Source organism: Pseudomonas sp. GW456-E7 (genome assembly GCF_059424105.1).
The window spans coordinates 40187-57593 of the sequence record NZ_JBWKZB010000029.1; the positions used below are offsets into that span (position 1 = coordinate 40187).

17 protein-coding genes are annotated in these 17407 nt (G+C 62.7%); 8 read left to right on the top strand and 9 right to left on the bottom strand.

What is annotated here, in order from left to right; translation table 11 throughout:
- Window positions 1-13 precede the first annotated feature (13 nt).
- A complete protein-coding gene (gene fabI / locus AC07YV_RS18640; RefSeq protein ID WP_007979113.1) occupies window positions 14-808 on the top strand; it encodes an enoyl-ACP reductase FabI in 795 nt (264 codons plus the stop codon).
- A gap of 169 nt (window positions 809-977) precedes the next feature.
- Here fabI and AC07YV_RS18645 read toward each other — a convergent pair whose 3' ends face one another.
- Entirely contained in the window at window positions 978-1838 is an 861-nt protein-coding gene (locus AC07YV_RS18645; RefSeq protein WP_102700590.1) for a LysR family transcriptional regulator, read from the bottom strand.
- Between the two features lie 113 nt (window positions 1839-1951).
- Between AC07YV_RS18645 and AC07YV_RS18650 the strand changes: the two genes are divergently transcribed.
- Window positions 1952-2377: a VOC family protein gene (locus AC07YV_RS18650; RefSeq protein ID WP_102700589.1), complete on the top strand. Its 426-nt coding sequence runs from the start codon at window positions 1952-1954 to the stop codon at window positions 2375-2377.
- 518 nt (window positions 2378-2895) lie between these two features.
- Here AC07YV_RS18650 and AC07YV_RS18655 read toward each other — a convergent pair.
- The 6 genes from AC07YV_RS18655 to AC07YV_RS18680 all read right to left on the bottom strand — a co-directional run bounded on the left by AC07YV_RS18655 (window position 2896) and on the right by AC07YV_RS18680 (window position 8341).
- Window positions 2896-3477 carry a GGDEF domain-containing protein gene (locus AC07YV_RS18655; RefSeq protein WP_102700588.1) on the bottom strand — a complete coding sequence of 194 codons (582 nt, stop codon included), beginning with the start codon at window positions 3475-3477 and terminating at the stop codon, window positions 2896-2898.
- A gap of 74 nt (window positions 3478-3551) precedes the next feature.
- Complete coding sequence (locus tag AC07YV_RS18660) at window positions 3552-4133, bottom strand: hypothetical protein (RefSeq protein WP_102700587.1); 582 nt, start codon at window positions 4131-4133, stop codon at window positions 3552-3554.
- Window position 4134: 1 nt separating this feature from the next.
- Complete coding sequence (locus tag AC07YV_RS18665) at window positions 4135-6303, bottom strand: xanthine dehydrogenase family protein molybdopterin-binding subunit (protein WP_102700586.1); 2169 nt, start codon at window positions 6301-6303, stop codon at window positions 4135-4137.
- Window positions 6304-6310: 7 nt separating this feature from the next.
- Window positions 6311-6766 carry a (2Fe-2S)-binding protein gene (locus AC07YV_RS18670; RefSeq protein WP_007976259.1) on the bottom strand — a complete coding sequence of 152 codons (456 nt, stop codon included), beginning with the start codon at window positions 6764-6766 and terminating at the stop codon, window positions 6311-6313.
- A gap of 172 nt (window positions 6767-6938) precedes the next feature.
- Window positions 6939-8093, bottom strand: coding sequence for an NnrS family protein (locus AC07YV_RS18675; RefSeq protein WP_102700585.1), 1155 nt, complete (start codon window positions 8091-8093; stop codon window positions 6939-6941).
- Window positions 8093-8341 carry a transmembrane sensor/regulator PpyR gene (locus tag AC07YV_RS18680; RefSeq protein ID WP_102700584.1) on the bottom strand — a complete coding sequence of 83 codons (249 nt, stop codon included), beginning with the start codon at window positions 8339-8341 and terminating at the stop codon, window positions 8093-8095. The genes AC07YV_RS18675 and AC07YV_RS18680 overlap by 1 nt, the downstream gene beginning before the upstream one ends.
- A gap of 292 nt (window positions 8342-8633) precedes the next feature.
- On the opposite strand from AC07YV_RS18680, the gene AC07YV_RS18685 reads away from it, so the two are divergent.
- The 5 genes from AC07YV_RS18685 (at window position 8634) to AC07YV_RS18705 (ending at window position 14201) form a co-directional block, all read left to right on the top strand.
- Window positions 8634-9158 carry a sigma-70 family RNA polymerase sigma factor gene (locus tag AC07YV_RS18685; protein WP_041474885.1) on the top strand — a complete coding sequence of 175 codons (525 nt, stop codon included), beginning with the start codon at window positions 8634-8636 and terminating at the stop codon, window positions 9156-9158.
- Window positions 9155-10138 carry a FecR domain-containing protein gene (locus AC07YV_RS18690; protein ID WP_102700583.1) on the top strand — a complete coding sequence of 328 codons (984 nt, stop codon included), beginning with the start codon at window positions 9155-9157 and terminating at the stop codon, window positions 10136-10138. Before AC07YV_RS18685 ends, AC07YV_RS18690 begins: the two co-directional genes overlap by 4 nt.
- 99 nt (window positions 10139-10237) lie before the next feature.
- On the top strand, window positions 10238-12727 hold the full coding sequence (locus AC07YV_RS18695) for a TonB-dependent siderophore receptor (protein ID WP_102700616.1): 2490 nt from the start codon (window positions 10238-10240) through the stop codon (window positions 12725-12727).
- A 103-nt stretch (window positions 12728-12830) separates the two neighbouring features.
- Complete coding sequence (locus tag AC07YV_RS18700; RefSeq protein ID WP_102700582.1) at window positions 12831-13334, top strand: VOC family protein; 504 nt, start codon at window positions 12831-12833, stop codon at window positions 13332-13334.
- 33 nt (window positions 13335-13367) lie between these two features.
- A complete protein-coding gene (locus tag AC07YV_RS18705; RefSeq protein ID WP_102700581.1) occupies window positions 13368-14201 on the top strand; it encodes a helix-turn-helix transcriptional regulator in 834 nt (277 codons plus the stop codon).
- Window positions 14202-14414: 213 nt separating this feature from the next.
- Here the strand turns inward: AC07YV_RS18705 and AC07YV_RS18710 are convergent, their stop codons facing one another.
- Both AC07YV_RS18710 and AC07YV_RS18715 read right to left on the bottom strand, forming a co-directional pair.
- On the bottom strand, window positions 14415-15002 hold the full coding sequence (locus AC07YV_RS18710; RefSeq protein ID WP_102700580.1) for a LysE family translocator: 588 nt from the start codon (window positions 15000-15002) through the stop codon (window positions 14415-14417).
- 86 nt (window positions 15003-15088) lie between these two features.
- The gene (locus AC07YV_RS18715) at window positions 15089-16420 is read right to left on the bottom strand and encodes an aminotransferase-like domain-containing protein (protein ID WP_102700579.1); all 1332 of its coding nucleotides are present in this window, start codon (window positions 16418-16420) and stop codon (window positions 15089-15091) included.
- Window positions 16421-16509: 89 nt separating this feature from the next.
- On the opposite strand from AC07YV_RS18715, the gene AC07YV_RS18720 reads away from it, so the two are divergent.
- Window positions 16510-17406 (top strand): DMT family transporter, encoded by an 897-nt coding sequence (locus AC07YV_RS18720; RefSeq protein WP_102700578.1) that lies wholly within the window; start codon window positions 16510-16512, stop codon window positions 17404-17406.
- The last annotated feature ends 1 nt before the right edge of the window (window position 17407 follow it).

Here is a 17407-nt window from a genome sequence, read left to right on the forward strand (position 1 = left end):
AGAGGAGCAACACATGGGTTTTCTCGCCGGTAAGCGCGTACTGATCGTCGGTGTCGCCAGCAAGCTGTCCATCGCATCCGGCATTGCTGCCGCCATGCATCGCGAGGGCGCTGAGCTTGCCTTCACTTATCAGAACGACAAACTCAAGGGTCGTGTCGAAGAGTTCGCACAGAGCTGGGGTTCGAACCCTGAGCTGTGCTTCCCGTGCGACGTGGCCAGCGATGAAGAAATCGCCAAGGTCTTCGTTGAGCTGGGCAAGAAGTGGGACGGCCTGGACTGCATCGTGCACTCCGTCGGCTTCGCCCCGGGCGACCAACTGGACGGCGACTTCACCGAAGCCACCACCCGTGAAGGTTTCCGCATCGCTCACGACATCAGCGCCTACAGCTTCGTGGCCCTGGCCAAGGCCGGCCGCGAAATGATGAAAGGCCGCAACGGCAGCCTGCTGACCCTGTCGTACCTGGGCGCCGAGCGCACCATGCCGAACTACAACGTGATGGGCATGGCCAAGGCTTCCCTGGAAGCCGGCGTACGTTACCTGGCCGGCTCCCTGGGCCCGGACGGTACCCGCGTCAACTGCGTTTCGGCCGGCCCGATCCGCACCCTCGCCGCTTCCGGCATCAAGAACTTCCGCAAGATGCTGGCCGCCAACGAAGCGCAAACCCCGCTGCGTCGCAACGTCACCATCGAAGAAGTCGGCAACGCCGGCGCCTTCCTGTGCTCGGACCTGGCGTCCGGCATCAGCGGTGAAATCATGTACGTGGACGGTGGCTTCAACACCACGGCCATGGGCAGCCTCGAAGAGTAATCTTCGGTCAGCCAAGAAAAACCCGCCTCTATTGGCGGGTTTTTTATGCCTGTGATTTCCGCCATGACTCGATCAAATGTGGGAGCGGGCTTGCTCGCGAAGGCGTAGTGTCAGTCGATATAAATGCTGAAGACACACCGTATTCGCGAGCAAGCCCGCTCCCACAGGGTCAGTGTTGTGTCAGGCATTGGGCGAACAACTGCTGAATCGGCTGCATTCGCTGGCTGTACCGCTGCAACAACACAATCTCCCGATAGAACGTCAACTCGCCCAAGGGAATGACTCGCACCCCGACCCCATGCTCAAGCCACAACCCCGCCTGCGGCAACAACGAAATCCCCAACCCACACTCAACCATTTTGACAATGGCCTCCAGCTCATCCAGCTCCAGTGCCCCGTGCACCTCGATCTGCTGTTCGCGCAAAAACCGCGTCACCAGTCGCCCGCCAAACGAATTGCGGTCGTAGCGCACATGCGGGTGCTCGGCGAGCAGTTGCAACGGATCATCGCCGTCCAGGTCCGCCGGTACGATCAGCACGAACGGCTCCCGGCGTATCACCTGCGCGGACAACTCCTTGGGCAGTTCGAATGGCGGCTTGATCAGGATCGCCAGGTCCACTTCTCCGGTGTCCACCTGACTCAGCAGGTTCAGTGACACACCCGGCACCAGCTTGGGCTCCAGCAAGGGCGCCTGTTGGCGCAATCGCAGCAGCGCCTGGGGCAGCAGCCCGGTCTGGACGGTCGCCACCGCGCCGATTTTCAACTCGCCACGGTACTCGCTGACATCGTCACTGACCGCCATGCGGTTGAAGGTTTCGAGCATTTCCCTGGCCATCGGCAACGCACGCTGCCCCGCCGCATTGAGCAGCGCCTGGCGGCCGGTGCGGTCGAACAGACGAATGCCCAGGGCCTGCTCCAGGTTGCGAATCTGCGCGCTCACGGCCGACTGCGTCAGGCCGATGTGCATACCGGCCGCGGCAAACGTGCCGTGACGCGCCACAGCGACAAAGGTTTTGAGTTCTCGCAGCATGGCGGCCTCGATTGATCGAAATAATTTGAGCTCGACGCAAAAATTATCGTCTTTCAATCAAAAAGCACAGGACTAAACTCTACACACGCCCACCCACCACCGAGGTTCGCCCGATGCAACTCTGCCCTTTTCACCTGGCCATTCCGGTCTACGACTTGCCCGCCGCCCGGCACTTTTATGGCGCGGTGTTTGGCCTGGAAGAAGGTCGGTCGAGCGACCATTGGGTCGATTTCAATTTTTTCGGCCATCAACTGGTGATTCACCTGGCACCGAAAAACCCTTCGCAAGAAGCAGCCCACACCAATGCCGTCGATGGCCACGATGTGCCGGTGCCGCATTTTGGCGTGGTGCTCGGGATGGCGGAGTGGGAAGCGCTGGCCGAGCGGCTGAAGTCGCTGGGAACTCGCTTCGTGATTGAGCCGGGGATCCGTTTTCAGGGGCTGGTGGGCGAACAGGCGACGATGTTTCTGTTCGATCCTTGCGGGAATGCGCTGGAGTTCAAGGCGTTCAAGGATATTGGGCAGTTGTTTGCCAAGTAAAGATATGCGGTGCCTGTCAGGCCGCCTTCGCGGGCAAGCCAGTTCCAGCATTTGATTTTTGACACAGTTGAAAGGGCGGAAGATCAAGATCAAAAGATCGCAGCCTTCGGCAGCTCCTACAGGAGGAATGCGTTTAGCCGAAGAGCAGGTTCGCCCCCACAGTAGGTCCGCGTACACAAACGCTCTTCACCACTCATCAGGCCGAGCGTTAGCTCGCCTGCAGCTCTTGATCCACCCGCCCCCTCGGAAGGCTGAGTGGAGGTGTTCATCCGGGGATGGGCGCGCAGCGCCGTTCGACGCAGTCGAACTCATTGCATGTAGGTCGAAGCGAAGCCGACCGGAGGGCAATGCCCCCGGATGAATACCGCAGCGAAGGTACCCCGAGCCTCAGCGAGGGGCCGTACGTAAGGGGCGAGACCTTTTGGTTACTTTTGGGGCGTTTGCCAAAAGTGACTCGCCGTAAGGGCGAAACCATAAGCCGCCGTTACCGAAGAAACGGATATGTACACAGTCCAGCCCTAACGGCTCATCACACTCTCAGCCTCCCCCAGCAACTCCTCGATCGAACCATGAACAACCGGGTCATATTCAACCTGGACAACACTGAAGTGAATGTCATAACTGCGATGCGCCGCAGCGTTGCGCTCATCGAGTATCTCATTGAGTCGTGCCTTGATCGCCGCAATCTCAACGCTGCCAGACCCGGTCAGCAGCGCCACGAAGCGGTCGCCTTCGAGCCGGCCGACCACATCGTTTTCACGAAAGCCGATACGCAGGACATCGGCGAAGGTCTTGAGCGCATCGTCACCTTTGGCCCGGCCATACAGATAGCTGATGCGCTTGAACTCATCGAGGGAGAAGTACAGCAGCGTCGCTGGCGTCTCCAGCGTCCGGCAAGCCTCCAGCCCGAGTCGGGCCAGCGCGGTGAAGCCATGGCGATTGGACAGCAGCGTCAGCTCATCCATGCTTGCCATTTGCACGCCCGCCAACTCTCGTTCGGCCTGGCGCGCCATTTCACGCAGCCGCTCCCGTTCTTGCTGTGGCGTGAGCAACGGGCTCGCGGAACGGCCCGATTTGCCCGTTTTGCCTGAGATCAACATCGTTCACTCCCATTGCTGGTATGCACTTTAGAGTCGCCCATACCCGCATTGACTCCCTGCAAGCGTGCCGTTGGTCAGCTTCCCGCCACCGGGCACGGCCCTCCTGCGTCGGCCCAGCGTTTGAATTGGCTGACGAAGATGTCGTGCGGCACCGGCACCGGCGCGCGATTGCCGCCCGGGTTCCAGCCCCACAGCACCAGCTTGTCGTCGCTGACGTGCTTGATCAGCGCGGCGAAATCCCGGTCGCCGTTGCTGGCGCGATCCTTGATCATCGTGCACAGCCGGTCGGCCGGCAGGCCGATCCAGGCCATCCGCTGCGCTGCCGGCGGCAGACTCCAGTGTGGCGCCCCGGGCGGCGCATGAGGACCATAACTGGCCGGTGGATTGCTTTGCGCATGACAGGTTGCACAGGGCAACCCGGCCGAGCCCTTGCCGTCCATGCCACGCACGACATTCATCGCATGGGGCACACCGGCATCGAATTGCAGCGGCGAATCCCCGGGAATGTGGCAGTTCTGGCAACGGGGGCTCTGGAAGACTTTCTGCACGGTGTCGAACGCCTGCAAGGCCTCTCGGTCATCGGCGAACACGTGCGATGCATAGGCGATGAGACAGACCAGGATCACCGCCCCAAGCAACCAGTGATGACGTTTCATCTCACACCCCCGACAGCTGCAAGGGCAGCTCGCGCAGGCGCTGCCCGGTCAGGGCAAACACCGCGTTGGCCACCGCCGGCGCCGTGGGTGGTACACCGGTTTCGCCGATACCGCCAGGTTTATCGCTGCTGGGCACGATATGCACTTCGACCACCGGCATTTCGTTGAGCCGCAGCACCTGATAGTCGTGATAGTTGGACTGCACCACCTGCCCGTCCTTGAGCGTCAGCTTGCTGTGCAAGGCGAAGCTCAAACCGAAGGTGATGCACGACTCCATCTGCGCGGCGATGCTCTGCGGGTTGACCGCAATGCCGCAGTCCACCGCGCACACCACCCGGTGCACACGGATGGCGAGATTGTCCTGGGACACCTCGGCCACCTGGGCCACGTAGCTGCCGAAGGATTCATGCACCGCCACACCCAGGGCATGGCCATCGGGCAGCGGCGCCTTCCAGTTGGCCTTCTCCACCGCCAGGTTCAACACACCGAGGTGGCGCGGATGGTCCTTGAGCAAGGTGCGCCGGTACTCCACCGGGTCCTTGCCGGCCGCCGTGGCCAGCTCATCGATCAGCGACTCCATGACAAACGCGGTGTGGGTGTGTCCCACCGAACGCAGCCACAGCACGCTGATCCCGGTTTTCGGCGAATGCAGTTCGATCTGGTGATTGGCCAGCCCTCCGATGTAGGGGCTATCGGCCACGCCTTCGACCGAGGTCTTGTCGATCCCGTCCTTGACCATGCTCGCTTCAAGCGAGGTTCCGGCCATGATCGACTGCCCGACCATCACATGCTTCCAGGCCAGCGGCAGACCGTCAGTGCCCAGCCCGATACGCGCATGGTGCAGGAACGCCGAACGGTAATAGCCGCCGCGGATATCGTCCTCCCGCGCCCACACGGTTTTCACCGGCATCCCGGCGGCCTTGGCGACATGCACCGCTTCGCTGACGAAGTCCGAGGTCGGATTGGCCCGGCGCCCGAAGCCGCCGCCGAGAAACTCGGTATGGATCTCGACCTGTTCGGGTTTGAGCCCGGTGATTTGCCCGGCGACCATCTGGTCCAGGGTCTGGAACTGGGTGCCGGTCCAGATTTCGCACTTGTCCTTGCTGATGCTCACGGTGCAGTTGAGCGGTTCCATCGGCGCATGGGCCAGGTAAGGCACACTGTATTCGGCGTCGATGGTCCTGGCCGCTTTCGCCAGCGCAGCCTGGGTATCGCCCGCCTGACCGGCGTTCAGGCCAGGGGTGGCGGCGAGTTTGCGGAAGCTTTCCAGCAGCGCCTGGCTATTGAGCCCCGCGTTCGGCCCCGGGTTCCACTCGACTTTCAGCGCATCGCGCCCCAGCTTCGCCGCCCAATAATGATCGGCAATCACCGCAATGCCCGTCGGCACTTGCACCACTTTGTGCACGCCGGGAATCGCCAGCGCCTCGGCGCCTTCAAAGGATTTGACGCTGCCGCCGAAGGTGGGCGAACGGGCGACCATGGCCGTCATCAGCCCATCGAACTGCACGTCCATGCCGAATTTCGCCCGGCCGGTGATTTTCTCCGGTGTGTCCAGGCGTTTTGTGGGTTTACCGATCAGGCGCCAGTCTTTCGCGTCCTTGAGTTTGATCGAGGCCGGGTCCGGCGGTGGCAGCTGTCCGGCATCATCGGCCAACTCGCCGTAGGTGGCGCGATGCTCACCGGCAACCACCACGCCCGACTCTGTATGAATCTGCGAGGGAGCGACGTTGAAACGCTTGGCCGCGGCATCGATCAACATCAAGCGCGCCGCCGCGCCGGCCAGACGATAGCGATCGAATTCCATCCAGGTCGAGGTCGAGCCACCGGTGATCTGCATCCCGCCAAACCCGGGCATGCCGTAGTCGGCGGCCGATGCCGGGGAATGCTCGACACGGATCTTCGACCAGTCGGCGTCCAGTTCCTCGGCAATCAGCATGGTCAGGCCGGTCCAGATGCCCTGGCCCATTTCCGAATGGCCGAGCAACACGGTGACGCTGTTGTCATTGCCAATGCGCAGGAAAGCGTTGGGCGCAAACACGTTGCCCTGATTCTCCGCGCCCATGGCGAACCGGTGGGCGCCGGGCATGACAAACGCCACCACCAGCCCGCCGCCCAGCACAGCACTGCCCTTGAGAAAACCCCGGCGCGATAACGCGTTGATGCTGTTCATGGCCACCTCAACCCAGCTCGGCGGCGCGCTTGACCGCCGCGCGAATCCGCGGGTAAGTGCCGCAGCGGCAGATGTTGCCGGACAGCGCCTGATCGATGTCGCTGTCGGTCGGCTTGGGAATTTTCGCCAGCAGCGCCGCCGCCGACATGATCTGCCCGGACTGGCAGTAACCGCACTGGACCACGTCGAGTTCCGCCCAGGCCTGTTGCACCGGGTGCGAGCCGTCCGCCGACAGGCCCTCGATGGTGAGAATCTTTTGTCCATGGGCGACGGCGGTGGCCGGTGTGATGCAGGCGCGTAGCGGCGCGCCGTCGACGTGCACCGTGCAGGCTCCGCATTGGGCCATGCCGCAACCGAACTTGGTGCCGGTGAGGTGGGCGACATCGCGCAAGACCCAGAGCAACGGCATGTCGGCGGGGACATCCAGCTCCTGATCCTGGCCATTGATGTTCAGGGTGAGCATGGCGCGGTTCCTCAGACTCACGGTGATCTGAAGGGGCGTCGCTGCAGCCTTGTACAACCTGCGCGCGCCTCGGGTTATCCCTTCAGCTAAGCGCAGATTTTCCGCCAGACCTCGGTGCATCGACCACCGGTCATGCAAAGGCCGCCTCGATGGGCGGCCCTGGAACCCTTCGCTAGAGCCTTGGCCCCAATAGAATCCCGGTGTAGCGCCAGACAAACAGCGCAAAAGCGCTACACCACAGCAACGCCGACAGCGCCAATCCGAGACTGGAAAAAGGCACCAGCCCTACCCGGCACGCCCCCGCCAGCAACACCAGGACAAACCCCGCCACGACCGCTCCGGACGGCTGCAGCAAACGCCCGGTATGCCCCAGGCTGACCCGCGCGATCATCGCCAGAATCAACCCGCCGATACCGCCGACGGCCAGCGCGTGGGTGGCCAGGCTTTGTTGCGCCAGCCAGCCCAGGTGCCACAGCGCCATGGCCAGTGTCGCCACGGCGAGCCAGGCGTAAGCCAGGTACAGCGACCACAGCAGCGGCACGCGCCACAGGCCGCGGTCATGCCAGCGCCACAGGCGCAGCAGATGCAAACCGCTGATCAACGCAAACAGCAGTGCCAGCCACACACGGGGCACGTCATTCAAACCGGCGGCAAAGGACAGCGCCGCCAGCATGGCGCTGACCAGCAGCACCTTGCCCGGCAACGGATGGGCCGTAGCCGTTGCCGGGCGGTTCAAGCCGCGCTGGATAAAGAACGGAATCACCCGCCCGCCAATCACACTCATCAGCGCACCGACCAGCCACAGGGCGGCCAGCACGCCATGCCGTTGCAGGTTGCCGTCATCAACGGCAACCCCCAGCAGCGTCAACGCCTGACACCCGGCCAGCAGCGACACCATCAACAGAATCGGATAATTCTCGCGTTTGCCCGCAGCCAGCAGGTCGCGCCCCAACGCCCACGCCAGCAGCGGCAGAAAAGGCACCTGCAAGGCCAGAAGCAGGGATGCAGGCATCGGCAGGCACCAGGCCAGTCGCGCCAGCAGCCACACCAGCACCAGGCCGATCAGCGGCCAGCCCTTGAGCCCCGTCCGACCTGTCCAGTTCGGCACCGCAGTCAGGAGGAACCCGGCAATGATGGCCGCGGCAAAGCCGAAGGGCATTTCATGTCGATGCCAGGCCAGCATGCCGCCCACGGGTTGCGCCTGGGGTAAACGGCCGTACAGCCACATTGCCCAGACCGCCACGGCAAAGGTGGCGAAACCGGCCCCGGCCAGAAAGAACGGCCGAAAACCAACACTGAAAAGCGCTGCAGCGCCAAGCTTTCGCATCAAGCCACCACCCGGACCAAGCCTCGGCTCAGGCGATATTGGGAAAGCAGGCGCATGACATAACCGATTTTCAACAGGGTCGGGCCGAGAATGGTCATGGCGTGCAGGCTGACCAGCACGACGATCGGAAGCTGACCGTCGTAGAGATAGGCGCCGTAGATGCCGGCCAGCAGCATCGCCAGACCAGCGCCGAGCACACGGCTCGACAGTTGAAGAACGTTCTGAGGGTTGCTGAAGAAGTCGGACATTTTGCGTACTCCTGAAGGCGTTCAGTTGTACGTTGCCTGCATCATGTTTCGTGCCAATGAGCTAACTCCCTGTAAATCAATGGCCTCGGGGAACCGCAGTCAATTTGACTCACAGCAAAAATAGTCTTAATGACACACACAGATGTCATAAAGACTGCAAATCCATTCGACCCCGGGTCAAACCCTGTAAAAGCAAACCAATATCATTTGCACAGTCATAGGCCTTTTGCTTTAATCGCGATCAATTCTTATTTACACAGGCATGCGGATCGCCCATGGACATGTGCTCACGATGACGGTTGCCGACTCCTCCTGCGTCCAGAACCTCTACGCCAGCCACCACCACTGGCTGCACGAGTTGCTGCGCCGACGCTTGAACAATGCGTTCGATGCCGCCGACCTGGCCCATGACACCTTCATTCGGGTGCTCAAGCGTCCGCAGGTGTTTGACGGGGAAACCCACGAACGCTCTTACCTGGCGACCATCGCCCGAGGCCTGTGCATTGACCATTGGCGTCGTCGCCAGCTGGAACAGGCCTGGCTCGAGACCCTGGCCGCGCAGCCCCAGGCCGTCCAGCCTTCGCCGGAGCAGCGGGCGATCATCGTCGAAACCCTGTACGAAGTGGATGCCATGCTGCAGCGCTTGCCCCAGCGGGTGCGTGATGCGTTCGTTCTGGCGCAGGTGCATGGGCTGCCCTACCGAAACATTGCCGAAGAAATCGGCGTGAGCGAGCGCATGGTGAAAAAGTACCTGGCCCAGGCGCTGATGCATTGCGCAATGCTCGAAGCCGAACTCGACGGCCTGCTGATTCAATGACCCGCGCCGCCACCCACGCCATCAGCCACGCCTGCCTCGAACAGGCGGCCAGCTGGTACGTGCAACTCAACGACCAGCACGCCAGCGAGCAGGAACGCGAGCATTGGCAAGCCTGGCTGGCGCAAAGCGGCGAGCATCAGGCCGCGTGGCACTATGTCGAGCGTGTGAGCCAGCGCTTTGCCGCGCTACAGGACAATCATCAGCAAGCGGCCGGCCACGTATTACGCAACAGCGGGCGCGCTTCCATCAGCCGCCGCCAGACGGTCAAGAGCCTGCTGGTCCTGGTGTCGGGCAGTTGGCTCGGCTGGAGCGCATGGCGGCAAAGCGCCCTGCCGCTGACTCTGGCCCGATGGGCCGCCGACCTCTCCACCGGCACCGGCGAAACCCGTGAAGCCCGGCTCAGCGATGGCAGCCGGATCTGGCTCAACGCCCTCAGTGCACTGGATGTACGTTTCGACACCGCACAACGGTTATTGCTGTTGCAGGCCGGAGAGGTGTTGATCGACACCGCCAGCGACACCAGCCGCCCGCTGCGGGTGCAAACCGTCGAGGGCCGCCTGCGCGCGCTGGGCACGCGTTTCAGCGTGCGTCAGGAAGATCGGCAAACGCTGTTGAATGTCTACGAAGGCGCCGTTGAAGTCCGCACCACCCAGGGTCAGGTGCAGGTGGTCAAGGCCGGAAAGCAGCTGTGTTTTACACAAGACCACACACCGACACCGACCGCAGCGTCGGCCGGCCGCGAAGCCTGGCGCCGCGGCCTGTTGCTGGCGGACAACCTCCCCCTGGGGCAGTTGCTCGAAGAACTGAGCCGCTATCGCCCCGGGCATCTGGGATGTGACCCGGCGGTGGCCGGGCTGCCGGTCATGGGTGCGTTCCCGCTCAAGGACACCGATCAGGCCTTGCGCCTGCTGGAAGCGGCATTGCCGGTCCGGGTGCAGAAGCCGCTGGAGTGGTGGGTCAACCTAGGCCCGAAAACCTGATGAGGTTTTTTTCCGGCGCGTCGGTTCCCTTTTGCCTTTTTCGCTCGGTTAATCCTTCAAGCACTACGAATGCAGATTGATCCGAATTCCGGGAACACCATGCCGCGCGCCACCCTTACTCGCCAGCGCTTCGCCTTGCATCCGCTGGTGCTGGCGCTGGCGGTGCTCCTGCCGGGTCTGGACGTGTCCCGCAGTCAAGCCGCCCCTCTGGTCGATAGCGAACAACCCGGCAGCCAGACACGCCATTACGCAATCGCCGGCGGAGCGCTGGTGAGCGTTCTCAACCGCTTTGCCGAACAGGCCGGGATTTTCCTCGCCGGACACAATGAACTCGCTGCCGGCAAACGCAGCCCTGGCCTCAACGGTGTCTACAGTCAGCAGCAAGCGTTGCAGCGACTGCTGCAAGGCAGCGGCCTGCAAGCGCAACGCCAGGGGAACGGCGGGTATGTGCTGCACGCCGCCCCCGTGGCACAAGATGCGCTGGAACTGGGGGCGACCAACATTTCCGGGCAGGCACCCGGGACGACCAGCGAAGACTCTCATTCCTACACCGTCGGCTCGACGTCTTCTGCCACCGGCCTGCCGCTGTCCCTGCGCGAGACGCCGCAATCGGTCACGGTCATCACCCGCCAACTCATGGACGACCAGGGCGCCACCAGCATCGTCGACGCCCTGCGCCGCGCGCCCGGCATCAGCGTGCAAAACTACGACAGCGAGCGCTGGGAGTTTTCCAGCCGTGGCCTGCCGATCACCAACTTCCAGTACGACGGCGTCAATACCGACTACGACGGTGTCTACGACTACGGCACCACCAGCACCGACATGGCCCCCTATGACCGCGTCGAAATCATCAAGGGCGCGACCGGCCTGATGACCGGCGCGGGTGATCCCTCGGCGACCGTCAACCTGATTCGCAAGCGCCCGACCCCGTCATTCAAAGCCTCAGTCAGCGGCACCGTCGGCTCCTGGGACACCTATCGCAGCGAAGGCGATATCTCCGGACCGCTGAGCGCCAGCGCCAATGTCCGCGGGCGCCTGGTCGGGGTCTATCAGGAGCGCAGCGCCTACATCGATCACTACCGCAACACCAGGGACATCGCCTACGGCATTGTCGAAGCCGACTTGACCCCGGACACCCTCGTCACCCTCGGTATCGACCAGCAAGACACCCGTTCCCGGGGCGCCAGCTGGACCGGTTTCCCGATGTACTACAACGACGGCTCGCGCACTGATTTCTCCCGTTCCTTCAACCCGGCCACCGACTGGAGCCGTCGCGATTTCACCAACCAGACGCTGTTCGCCAACGTGCAGCAACAACTGGCCAACGACTGGACACTCAAGGTCAGTTACGACCGCAAGCACCGCCAGCACGACACCTTCCTCGCCTCCGCCAGTGGCGGCAACCCGGACCCGGCCAGCGGTGACGGCATGTTCATGTACATGGGCAAGTTCAAGGGCGACCAGGTGCAGGACAACGTCGACGTCAACCTGAGCGGTCCGTTCACCCTGGCAGGTCGCGAGCACGAACTGATCGCCGGGCTCATGTCGATGAACACGCGCCAGGACATCCCGGTGTACGGCTCGGTGTACCCGCCTCTGGACGGCAGCATCTTCGACTGGCGCGGCGAGTTTGCCAAACCCGAGATCCCGCGGGTGGGCACCGACGACATCGTCCAGCGCCAGACCGGCGCCTACCTGGCCACCCGGCTCAAACCCGTCGACGACCTGGCGCTGATCCTCGGCGCGCGCGTCAGCAACTTCAGCGGACACGACGACCTGGACTACAGTGACCCGCACAGCGCCGACCTGCGCGACAGCTATCGCCAGAGCGGTGTCGTCACGCCTTACGCCGGGCTTGTCTATGATCTCGACGACACCTGGTCGGTGTACACCAGCTACACCAGCATCTATCAGCCGCAAATGAGCAAGGACGCCAACCGCCAACTGCTCGATCCGGTACAGGGCAAAAGTCTTGAAGCGGGCATCAAGGCCGAATACTTTGACGGGCGCCTGAACGCCAGCTTCGCCCTGTACCGCATCGAACAGGACAACATCGCCGAACATGTCAGCGGCGTTGATACCGAGTCGGTGTACCGCGCCGTCCAGGGCGCCACCACCCAAGGCTTCGAATTCGAACTGGCTGGCGAGTTGCGCGACGGCTGGAACCTGGCGGCCGGCTACACCTACAACCACACCCGCGATGCCCAGGGTGATTACGTCTACGGTTCGGTGCTGCAAACCACGGCACCGGAACAGCTGGTGCGGGTTTTCAGCACCTACCGCCTGCCAGGCGCGTGGGACGGGCTCACCGTCGGCGCCGGCGTGAACTGGCAAAGCGAATTCTTCGGCAAGGTGTTCCGTCCCGACCCCACCGATACGGTGAACTTCGGTCAGTACACGACGATCACCCAACCGGGTTACGCCCTGGTGGACGCGATGGCGCGCTATCACTTCAACGAGCACCTGAGCACTACGCTGAACGTGAAGAACCTGTTCGATAAAACCTACTACACCGGGCTGGGCAACTTCGGCACCGGGTTTTATGGCGAACCGCGCACCGTGCAACTGACCACCCGCTGGGCTTTCTGATCGCGCCCTGAAACGGCTGTTTGGCGATCTACGGTACTGCCGACCCCACTCAGGCTGGCTACGCTGTATTCCTGCATGCATAACCTGCCGAGGAGTGCCCGCCATGCAACGCGTACAAAAACTCACGCCCTGCCTGTGGTTCGACGATCAGGCCGAAGAAGCGGCGAAATTCTATTGTTCGATCTTCGACCATTCGAAAATCACCGCCGTCACCCATTACGGCCACGCCGGTTTCGAGTTCCACGGCCGGCCCGAAGGCTCGGTCATGACCGTCAGTTTCGAGCTCGACGGCCAGAGTTTCACCGGCCTCAACGGCGGGCCCCTGTTCAAGTTCACTGAGGCGGTTTCGTTTCAGGTCAATTGCCTGAGCCAGGAAGAAGTCGACCATTACTGGGGCAACCTGTCGGCCGGTGGCGCGCCCGAGGCCCAGCAATGTGGCTGGCTCAGGGACAAGTTCGGGCTGTCGTGGCAGATCGTCCCCGTCGCGATGATGGACATGATCAAAGACCCCGACACGAAAAAATCCCAACGGGCCATGCAGGCGATGATGCAAATGAAAAAGCTCGATATCGCCACACTGCAACGAGCCTTTGACGGCGAGAGCTAATACACTCGGACGCTGACCTGCCGAGGAGAGAGCATGAAGCACGCCGTTGCCAAGAACGCCGACAAGGCCCCGCGCTTCTGGCGCGATGACGCCCTGCCCTTCATCGAAGCCCGCGCCATCGCCGACGGGCGCGAGGTCTGCTACACCCGGCACGCCCACGAACACTTTTCCATCGGGGCGATCACCGCCGGGCGCAGCACCTATCTCCATGAGCAGTCAGCCTTCGAGGTCAGCGCCGGCACGGTGGTGCTGATGAACCCCGGCGACGTCCACGCCTGCAACCCGATCGAAGACCAACCCTGGTCGTACCTGATGCTGTACGTCGATACGCCGTGGCTGACCGATTTGCAGCACCAGCTCGGGTTCAGTGATGACGCGGCGTTTCGCCGTTTTTCAGCGACCCATACGCGCGATGCCAACCTGTTTGCCGGCCTTGCGCAGTTGTATGAAGTGTTGGTCGATCCGCAGCAGGATGTCCTGCGCAAGCACAGCGTGGCCGTGGAGTTCTTTACTGAGGTTCAGCTACGACTCAACCCGGTCGATCAGCCGCTGCGCGAACCCAATTTCAAGCTCGAGCGTGCCGCCGATTACATCCGCGAGCACTGCACCAAAACCCTCAGTCTCGAAGACATTTGCGAGGCGGCGCAATTGTCGCCGTCCTACCTGATCCGCGCCTTCAAACAGCATTACGGCATGACGCCCCACGCGTTCCTGGTGAACCGGCGCATCCAGTTCGCCCGGGATCAATTGCGCAGCGGCAAGCTGATCGCGGACGTGGCACTGGAAGCGGGGTTCGCCGATCAGGCGCATTTTCAACGGGCGTTCAAACAGCATCTGGCGGCGACACCGGGGCAGTATCGGGGGTGATACCCGAGGTTTACCTAGATCTGTGGTTTAGCTAAATCTGTGGCGAGGGGGCTTGCCCCCGTTCGGCGGCGAAGCCGTCGTAAAACCAGCATGCAGCCTATGTCTGAAGGAACGCCGGGGGCCGCTTCGCAGCCCAACGGGGGCAAGCCCCCTCGCCACAACACCCCTTTGCCACAACAAACTCACTCACCACAAATTCTGTGTTGATTGCAGCTACGGCAACACCAGATACACCGCACTCACCACCAGCAGCAACGCCATGACCCGATTGAACAACCGCATCCCCACCGGGTTGTTCAGGAAGCCGCGCAAAAACGTCCCGGCATAAGCCCAGCAACCCACCGACACATAACAGATCACCAGATAAATCGCGGCAAACTGCCAGACCAGGCGTGCCTCGCCATCGGCGACAAACGCGCCCATGCCGGCCACGCAGGCCAGCCAGGCCTTGGGGTTGAGCCATTGCATGATGGCGCCATACAGCATTGACGGAGCCTGCGCCGATTCACTGGCTTGCACCTGCCCATTGTCGGCCGCCAGCTTGAAGGCCATGTACAACAGAAAGGCCACGCCGGCCCATTGCACCCCCTGGGTCAACGCCGGCCACCGTTGCAACAGCTCATGCAGGCCCAGCCCCATCAGCACCAACAGCAGGACAAACCCCAGCGTGGCCCCGGCCACGTGACGCTGGCTGGCCCGGAAACCAAACCGCGCGCCGGCGCTCAACGCCACAATATTGACCGGCCCCGGCGTAATGGACGCGACCAGCGCAAACGCCGCCATGGACATCATCAGATTCATTGCACACCTTCTTCCATCGAGTTGAACAAGGCCCTCAAGGTAAAGAGCCAAGCGATTCGCGTATTGAACAAAACTGCCCTGCAGCGCTATGAGTAATAACCGACGACGCTTTTCACCTTGGTCAGGGCAATGCGCAGCGAGTCCATGTCCACCGAGCCCAACGCCAGGCGTATCGCGTGGGGCACATGGGCTGAAATCGCAAAGGGCTCGGCCGGCGACACCGACACTTGCTCGCGCATCAGCGCCATGGCGATCTGGTCGGCCCGGGCGTCTTCCGCCAACGGCAACCAGATGAAGTAGGAATTCGGGTGACTGACAGTCCTGAGTCCCGCCAGCACCTCCCGGGCCAGGGCTTGCCTGGCTCGGGCGTCCGCACGTTTTTGCGCCTCCAGCTGGACGACGGTGCCATCGTCGAGCCAGGCCGTGGCAATGGCGGTCATCACGCCGGGGGTGTTCCAGGTGGTCGCCATGATGGTGCGTTCGAAGGCGGCGATCCATTGCACGGGTGCCGCAATAAAGCCGACGCGCAAGCCGGTGGCGATATTCTTCGACAGACCGGACACGTACACCGTTCTTTCCGGCGCCAGCTCGGCCAGCGGCGGCGGCACGTTTTCGGCCAGGAACGCGTAGGCGGCGTCCTCGATGATCGTCAGGTCATGCTGGCGCGCTATCGCCACCAGCTGCTCGCGTTGATCGGCGTCCATCACCCAGCCCAGCGGGTTATGCAAGGTCGGCATCGAATAAACGGCGCGCACCGATCGGCTGCGGCAGAGTTTTGCCAGGGCCGGAAGATCAGGCCCGGTATCCGTGACCGGAATGGGCAAGACTTCCAGATGCAGGGTTTCGGCCAGCGTCTTGAAACCGGGGTAGGTCAGCGCATCAGCGGCGATGACATCGCCGGGCTTGAGCAGCGTCATCAGCGTCACCGCCAGGCCATGCTGGGCACCGCTGACGATCAACACCTGTTCGGCCGGCACGTTCAGCCCGCGCTCGACCAGATGACGGGCGACCGAAGCCCGCTCATGCAGGCGCCCCGCGTGGGGCTGATAGCGCAGGAGCGCCTCCAGGTCACCGGACAACGCCAGTTGACGCAAGGCATGGCGCAGCAGCTCGGCCTGGCCGGGCAATGACGGGTAGTTGAAGTTCAGGTCAAGCATCCCCGCCGCCACCACGTGCTGCGAGATGCCCTGCCCCGGCGGCAGCGAAGTCTCCCTGACAAAGGTCCCGCGACCGGTTTCGCCACTGACCAGGCCCATGCCCTCCAGCTCGGCATAGACCCGGCTGGCGGTGACCAGCGCCAGGCCGTGCTCGGTTGCCAGTTGCCGGTGCGTCGGCAGGCGCGTGCCCGGCGGCAAACACCCGGAACGGATGTCGGCGGCAAAGGCATCCACCAGCGTTTTATAACGGGATCGAGGCATGTTGAGATGTATCCATGACAATTTTTTGATTGTATCGATACTCGCTCATACGATGGGTTTCGTGCAATCAGACAATGAGCGTGAGCCAAATGGAACGGACTTCGAACCTGCAACACCGGACGCTGGAAAACAACACCAGCGGCTGGATCAACGGACTGATCGGCGTGGTGATCTTCAGCGGCTCGCTGCCGGCGACCAGGGTGGCGGTGCTGGAATTCGATCCGGTGTTCCTGACGGTTGCGCGGGCGACCATCGCTGCGATCCTGGCGCTTTGCCTGCTGGGGTTATTCAAGGAAAAACGCCCGGCGCGCCAGCAACTGGTCCCGCTGATCATAGTCGCCCTTGGCGTGGTCATCGGTTTCCCCCTGCTGACGGCCCTGGCGCTGCAATACGTGACGTCCGCGCACTCCATCGTCTTCGTCGGCCTGTTGCCCCTGGCGACGGCGGTGTTTGGCGTGCTGCGCGGCGGCGAGCGACCACGGGCGGCGTTCTGGATTTTCTCGGTGCTGGGCAGCCTGTTGGTGGTCGGCTTTGCCCTGTCCCAGGGACTGAGCGCCTCCCCGCAAGGCGACATCCTGATGCTGCTGGCGATCCTTGCCTGTGGCCTGGGTTATGCCGAAGGCGCGAAGCTGTCGCGCACCCTCGGTGGCTGGCAGGTGATTTCCTGGGCGCTGGTGCTGTCGCTGCCGGTCGTGGCGCTGCTCAGCTGGATGCGCATGCCGGCTTCGTTCAGCGGCATCAGCACCCCAGCCTGGTTCAGCCTGGCGTACGTCTCGCTGTTCAGCATGCTGATCGGTTTCGTGTTCTGGTATCGCGGCCTGGCCCAAGGAGGCATCGCCGCGGTTGGACAGTTGCAGTTGCTGCAGCCGTTTTTCGGGCTGACCCTGGCGGCGACCCTGCTGCATGAACAGGTCAGCCTCGGCATGCTGGGTGTGACCGTCGCGGTGATCCTGTGCGTCGCCGGGGCGAAAAAATTCGCCAAATAGC

Bases quoted from the DNA above. Each gene is read 5' to 3' on its own strand.
- AC07YV_RS18685 (WP_041474885.1), top strand. From the start codon at position 8,634: ATGACGGTTGCCGACTCCTCCTGCGTCCAGAACCTCTACGCCAGCCAC.
- AC07YV_RS18690 (WP_102700583.1), top strand. From the start codon at position 9,155: ATGACCCGCGCCGCCACCCACGCCATCAGCCACGCCTGCCTCGAACAG.
- fabI (WP_007979113.1), top strand. From the start codon at position 14: ATGGGTTTTCTCGCCGGTAAGCGCGTACTGATCGTCGGTGTCGCCAGC.
- AC07YV_RS18705 (WP_102700581.1), top strand. From the start codon at position 13,368: ATGAAGCACGCCGTTGCCAAGAACGCCGACAAGGCCCCGCGCTTCTGG.
- AC07YV_RS18645 (WP_102700590.1), bottom strand. From the start codon at position 1,838: ATGCTGCGAGAACTCAAAACCTTTGTCGCTGTGGCGCGTCACGGCACG.
- AC07YV_RS18715 (WP_102700579.1), bottom strand. From the start codon at position 16,420: ATGCCTCGATCCCGTTATAAAACGCTGGTGGATGCCTTTGCCGCCGAC.
- AC07YV_RS18695 (WP_102700616.1), top strand. From the start codon at position 10,238: ATGCCGCGCGCCACCCTTACTCGCCAGCGCTTCGCCTTGCATCCGCTG.
- AC07YV_RS18680 (WP_102700584.1), bottom strand. From the start codon at position 8,341: ATGTCCGACTTCTTCAGCAACCCTCAGAACGTTCTTCAACTGTCGAGC.
- AC07YV_RS18710 (WP_102700580.1), bottom strand. From the start codon at position 15,002: ATGAATCTGATGATGTCCATGGCGGCGTTTGCGCTGGTCGCGTCCATT.
- AC07YV_RS18655 (WP_102700588.1), bottom strand. From the start codon at position 3,477: ATGTTGATCTCAGGCAAAACGGGCAAATCGGGCCGTTCCGCGAGCCCG.
- AC07YV_RS18670 (WP_007976259.1), bottom strand. From the start codon at position 6,766: ATGCTCACCCTGAACATCAATGGCCAGGATCAGGAGCTGGATGTCCCC.
- AC07YV_RS18675 (WP_102700585.1), bottom strand. From the start codon at position 8,093: ATGCGAAAGCTTGGCGCTGCAGCGCTTTTCAGTGTTGGTTTTCGGCCG.
- AC07YV_RS18720 (WP_102700578.1), top strand. From the start codon at position 16,510: ATGGAACGGACTTCGAACCTGCAACACCGGACGCTGGAAAACAACACC.
- AC07YV_RS18660 (WP_102700587.1), bottom strand. From the start codon at position 4,133: ATGAAACGTCATCACTGGTTGCTTGGGGCGGTGATCCTGGTCTGTCTC.
- AC07YV_RS18650 (WP_102700589.1), top strand. From the start codon at position 1,952: ATGCAACTCTGCCCTTTTCACCTGGCCATTCCGGTCTACGACTTGCCC.
- AC07YV_RS18700 (WP_102700582.1), top strand. From the start codon at position 12,831: ATGCAACGCGTACAAAAACTCACGCCCTGCCTGTGGTTCGACGATCAG.
- AC07YV_RS18665 (WP_102700586.1), bottom strand. From the start codon at position 6,303: ATGAACAGCATCAACGCGTTATCGCGCCGGGGTTTTCTCAAGGGCAGT.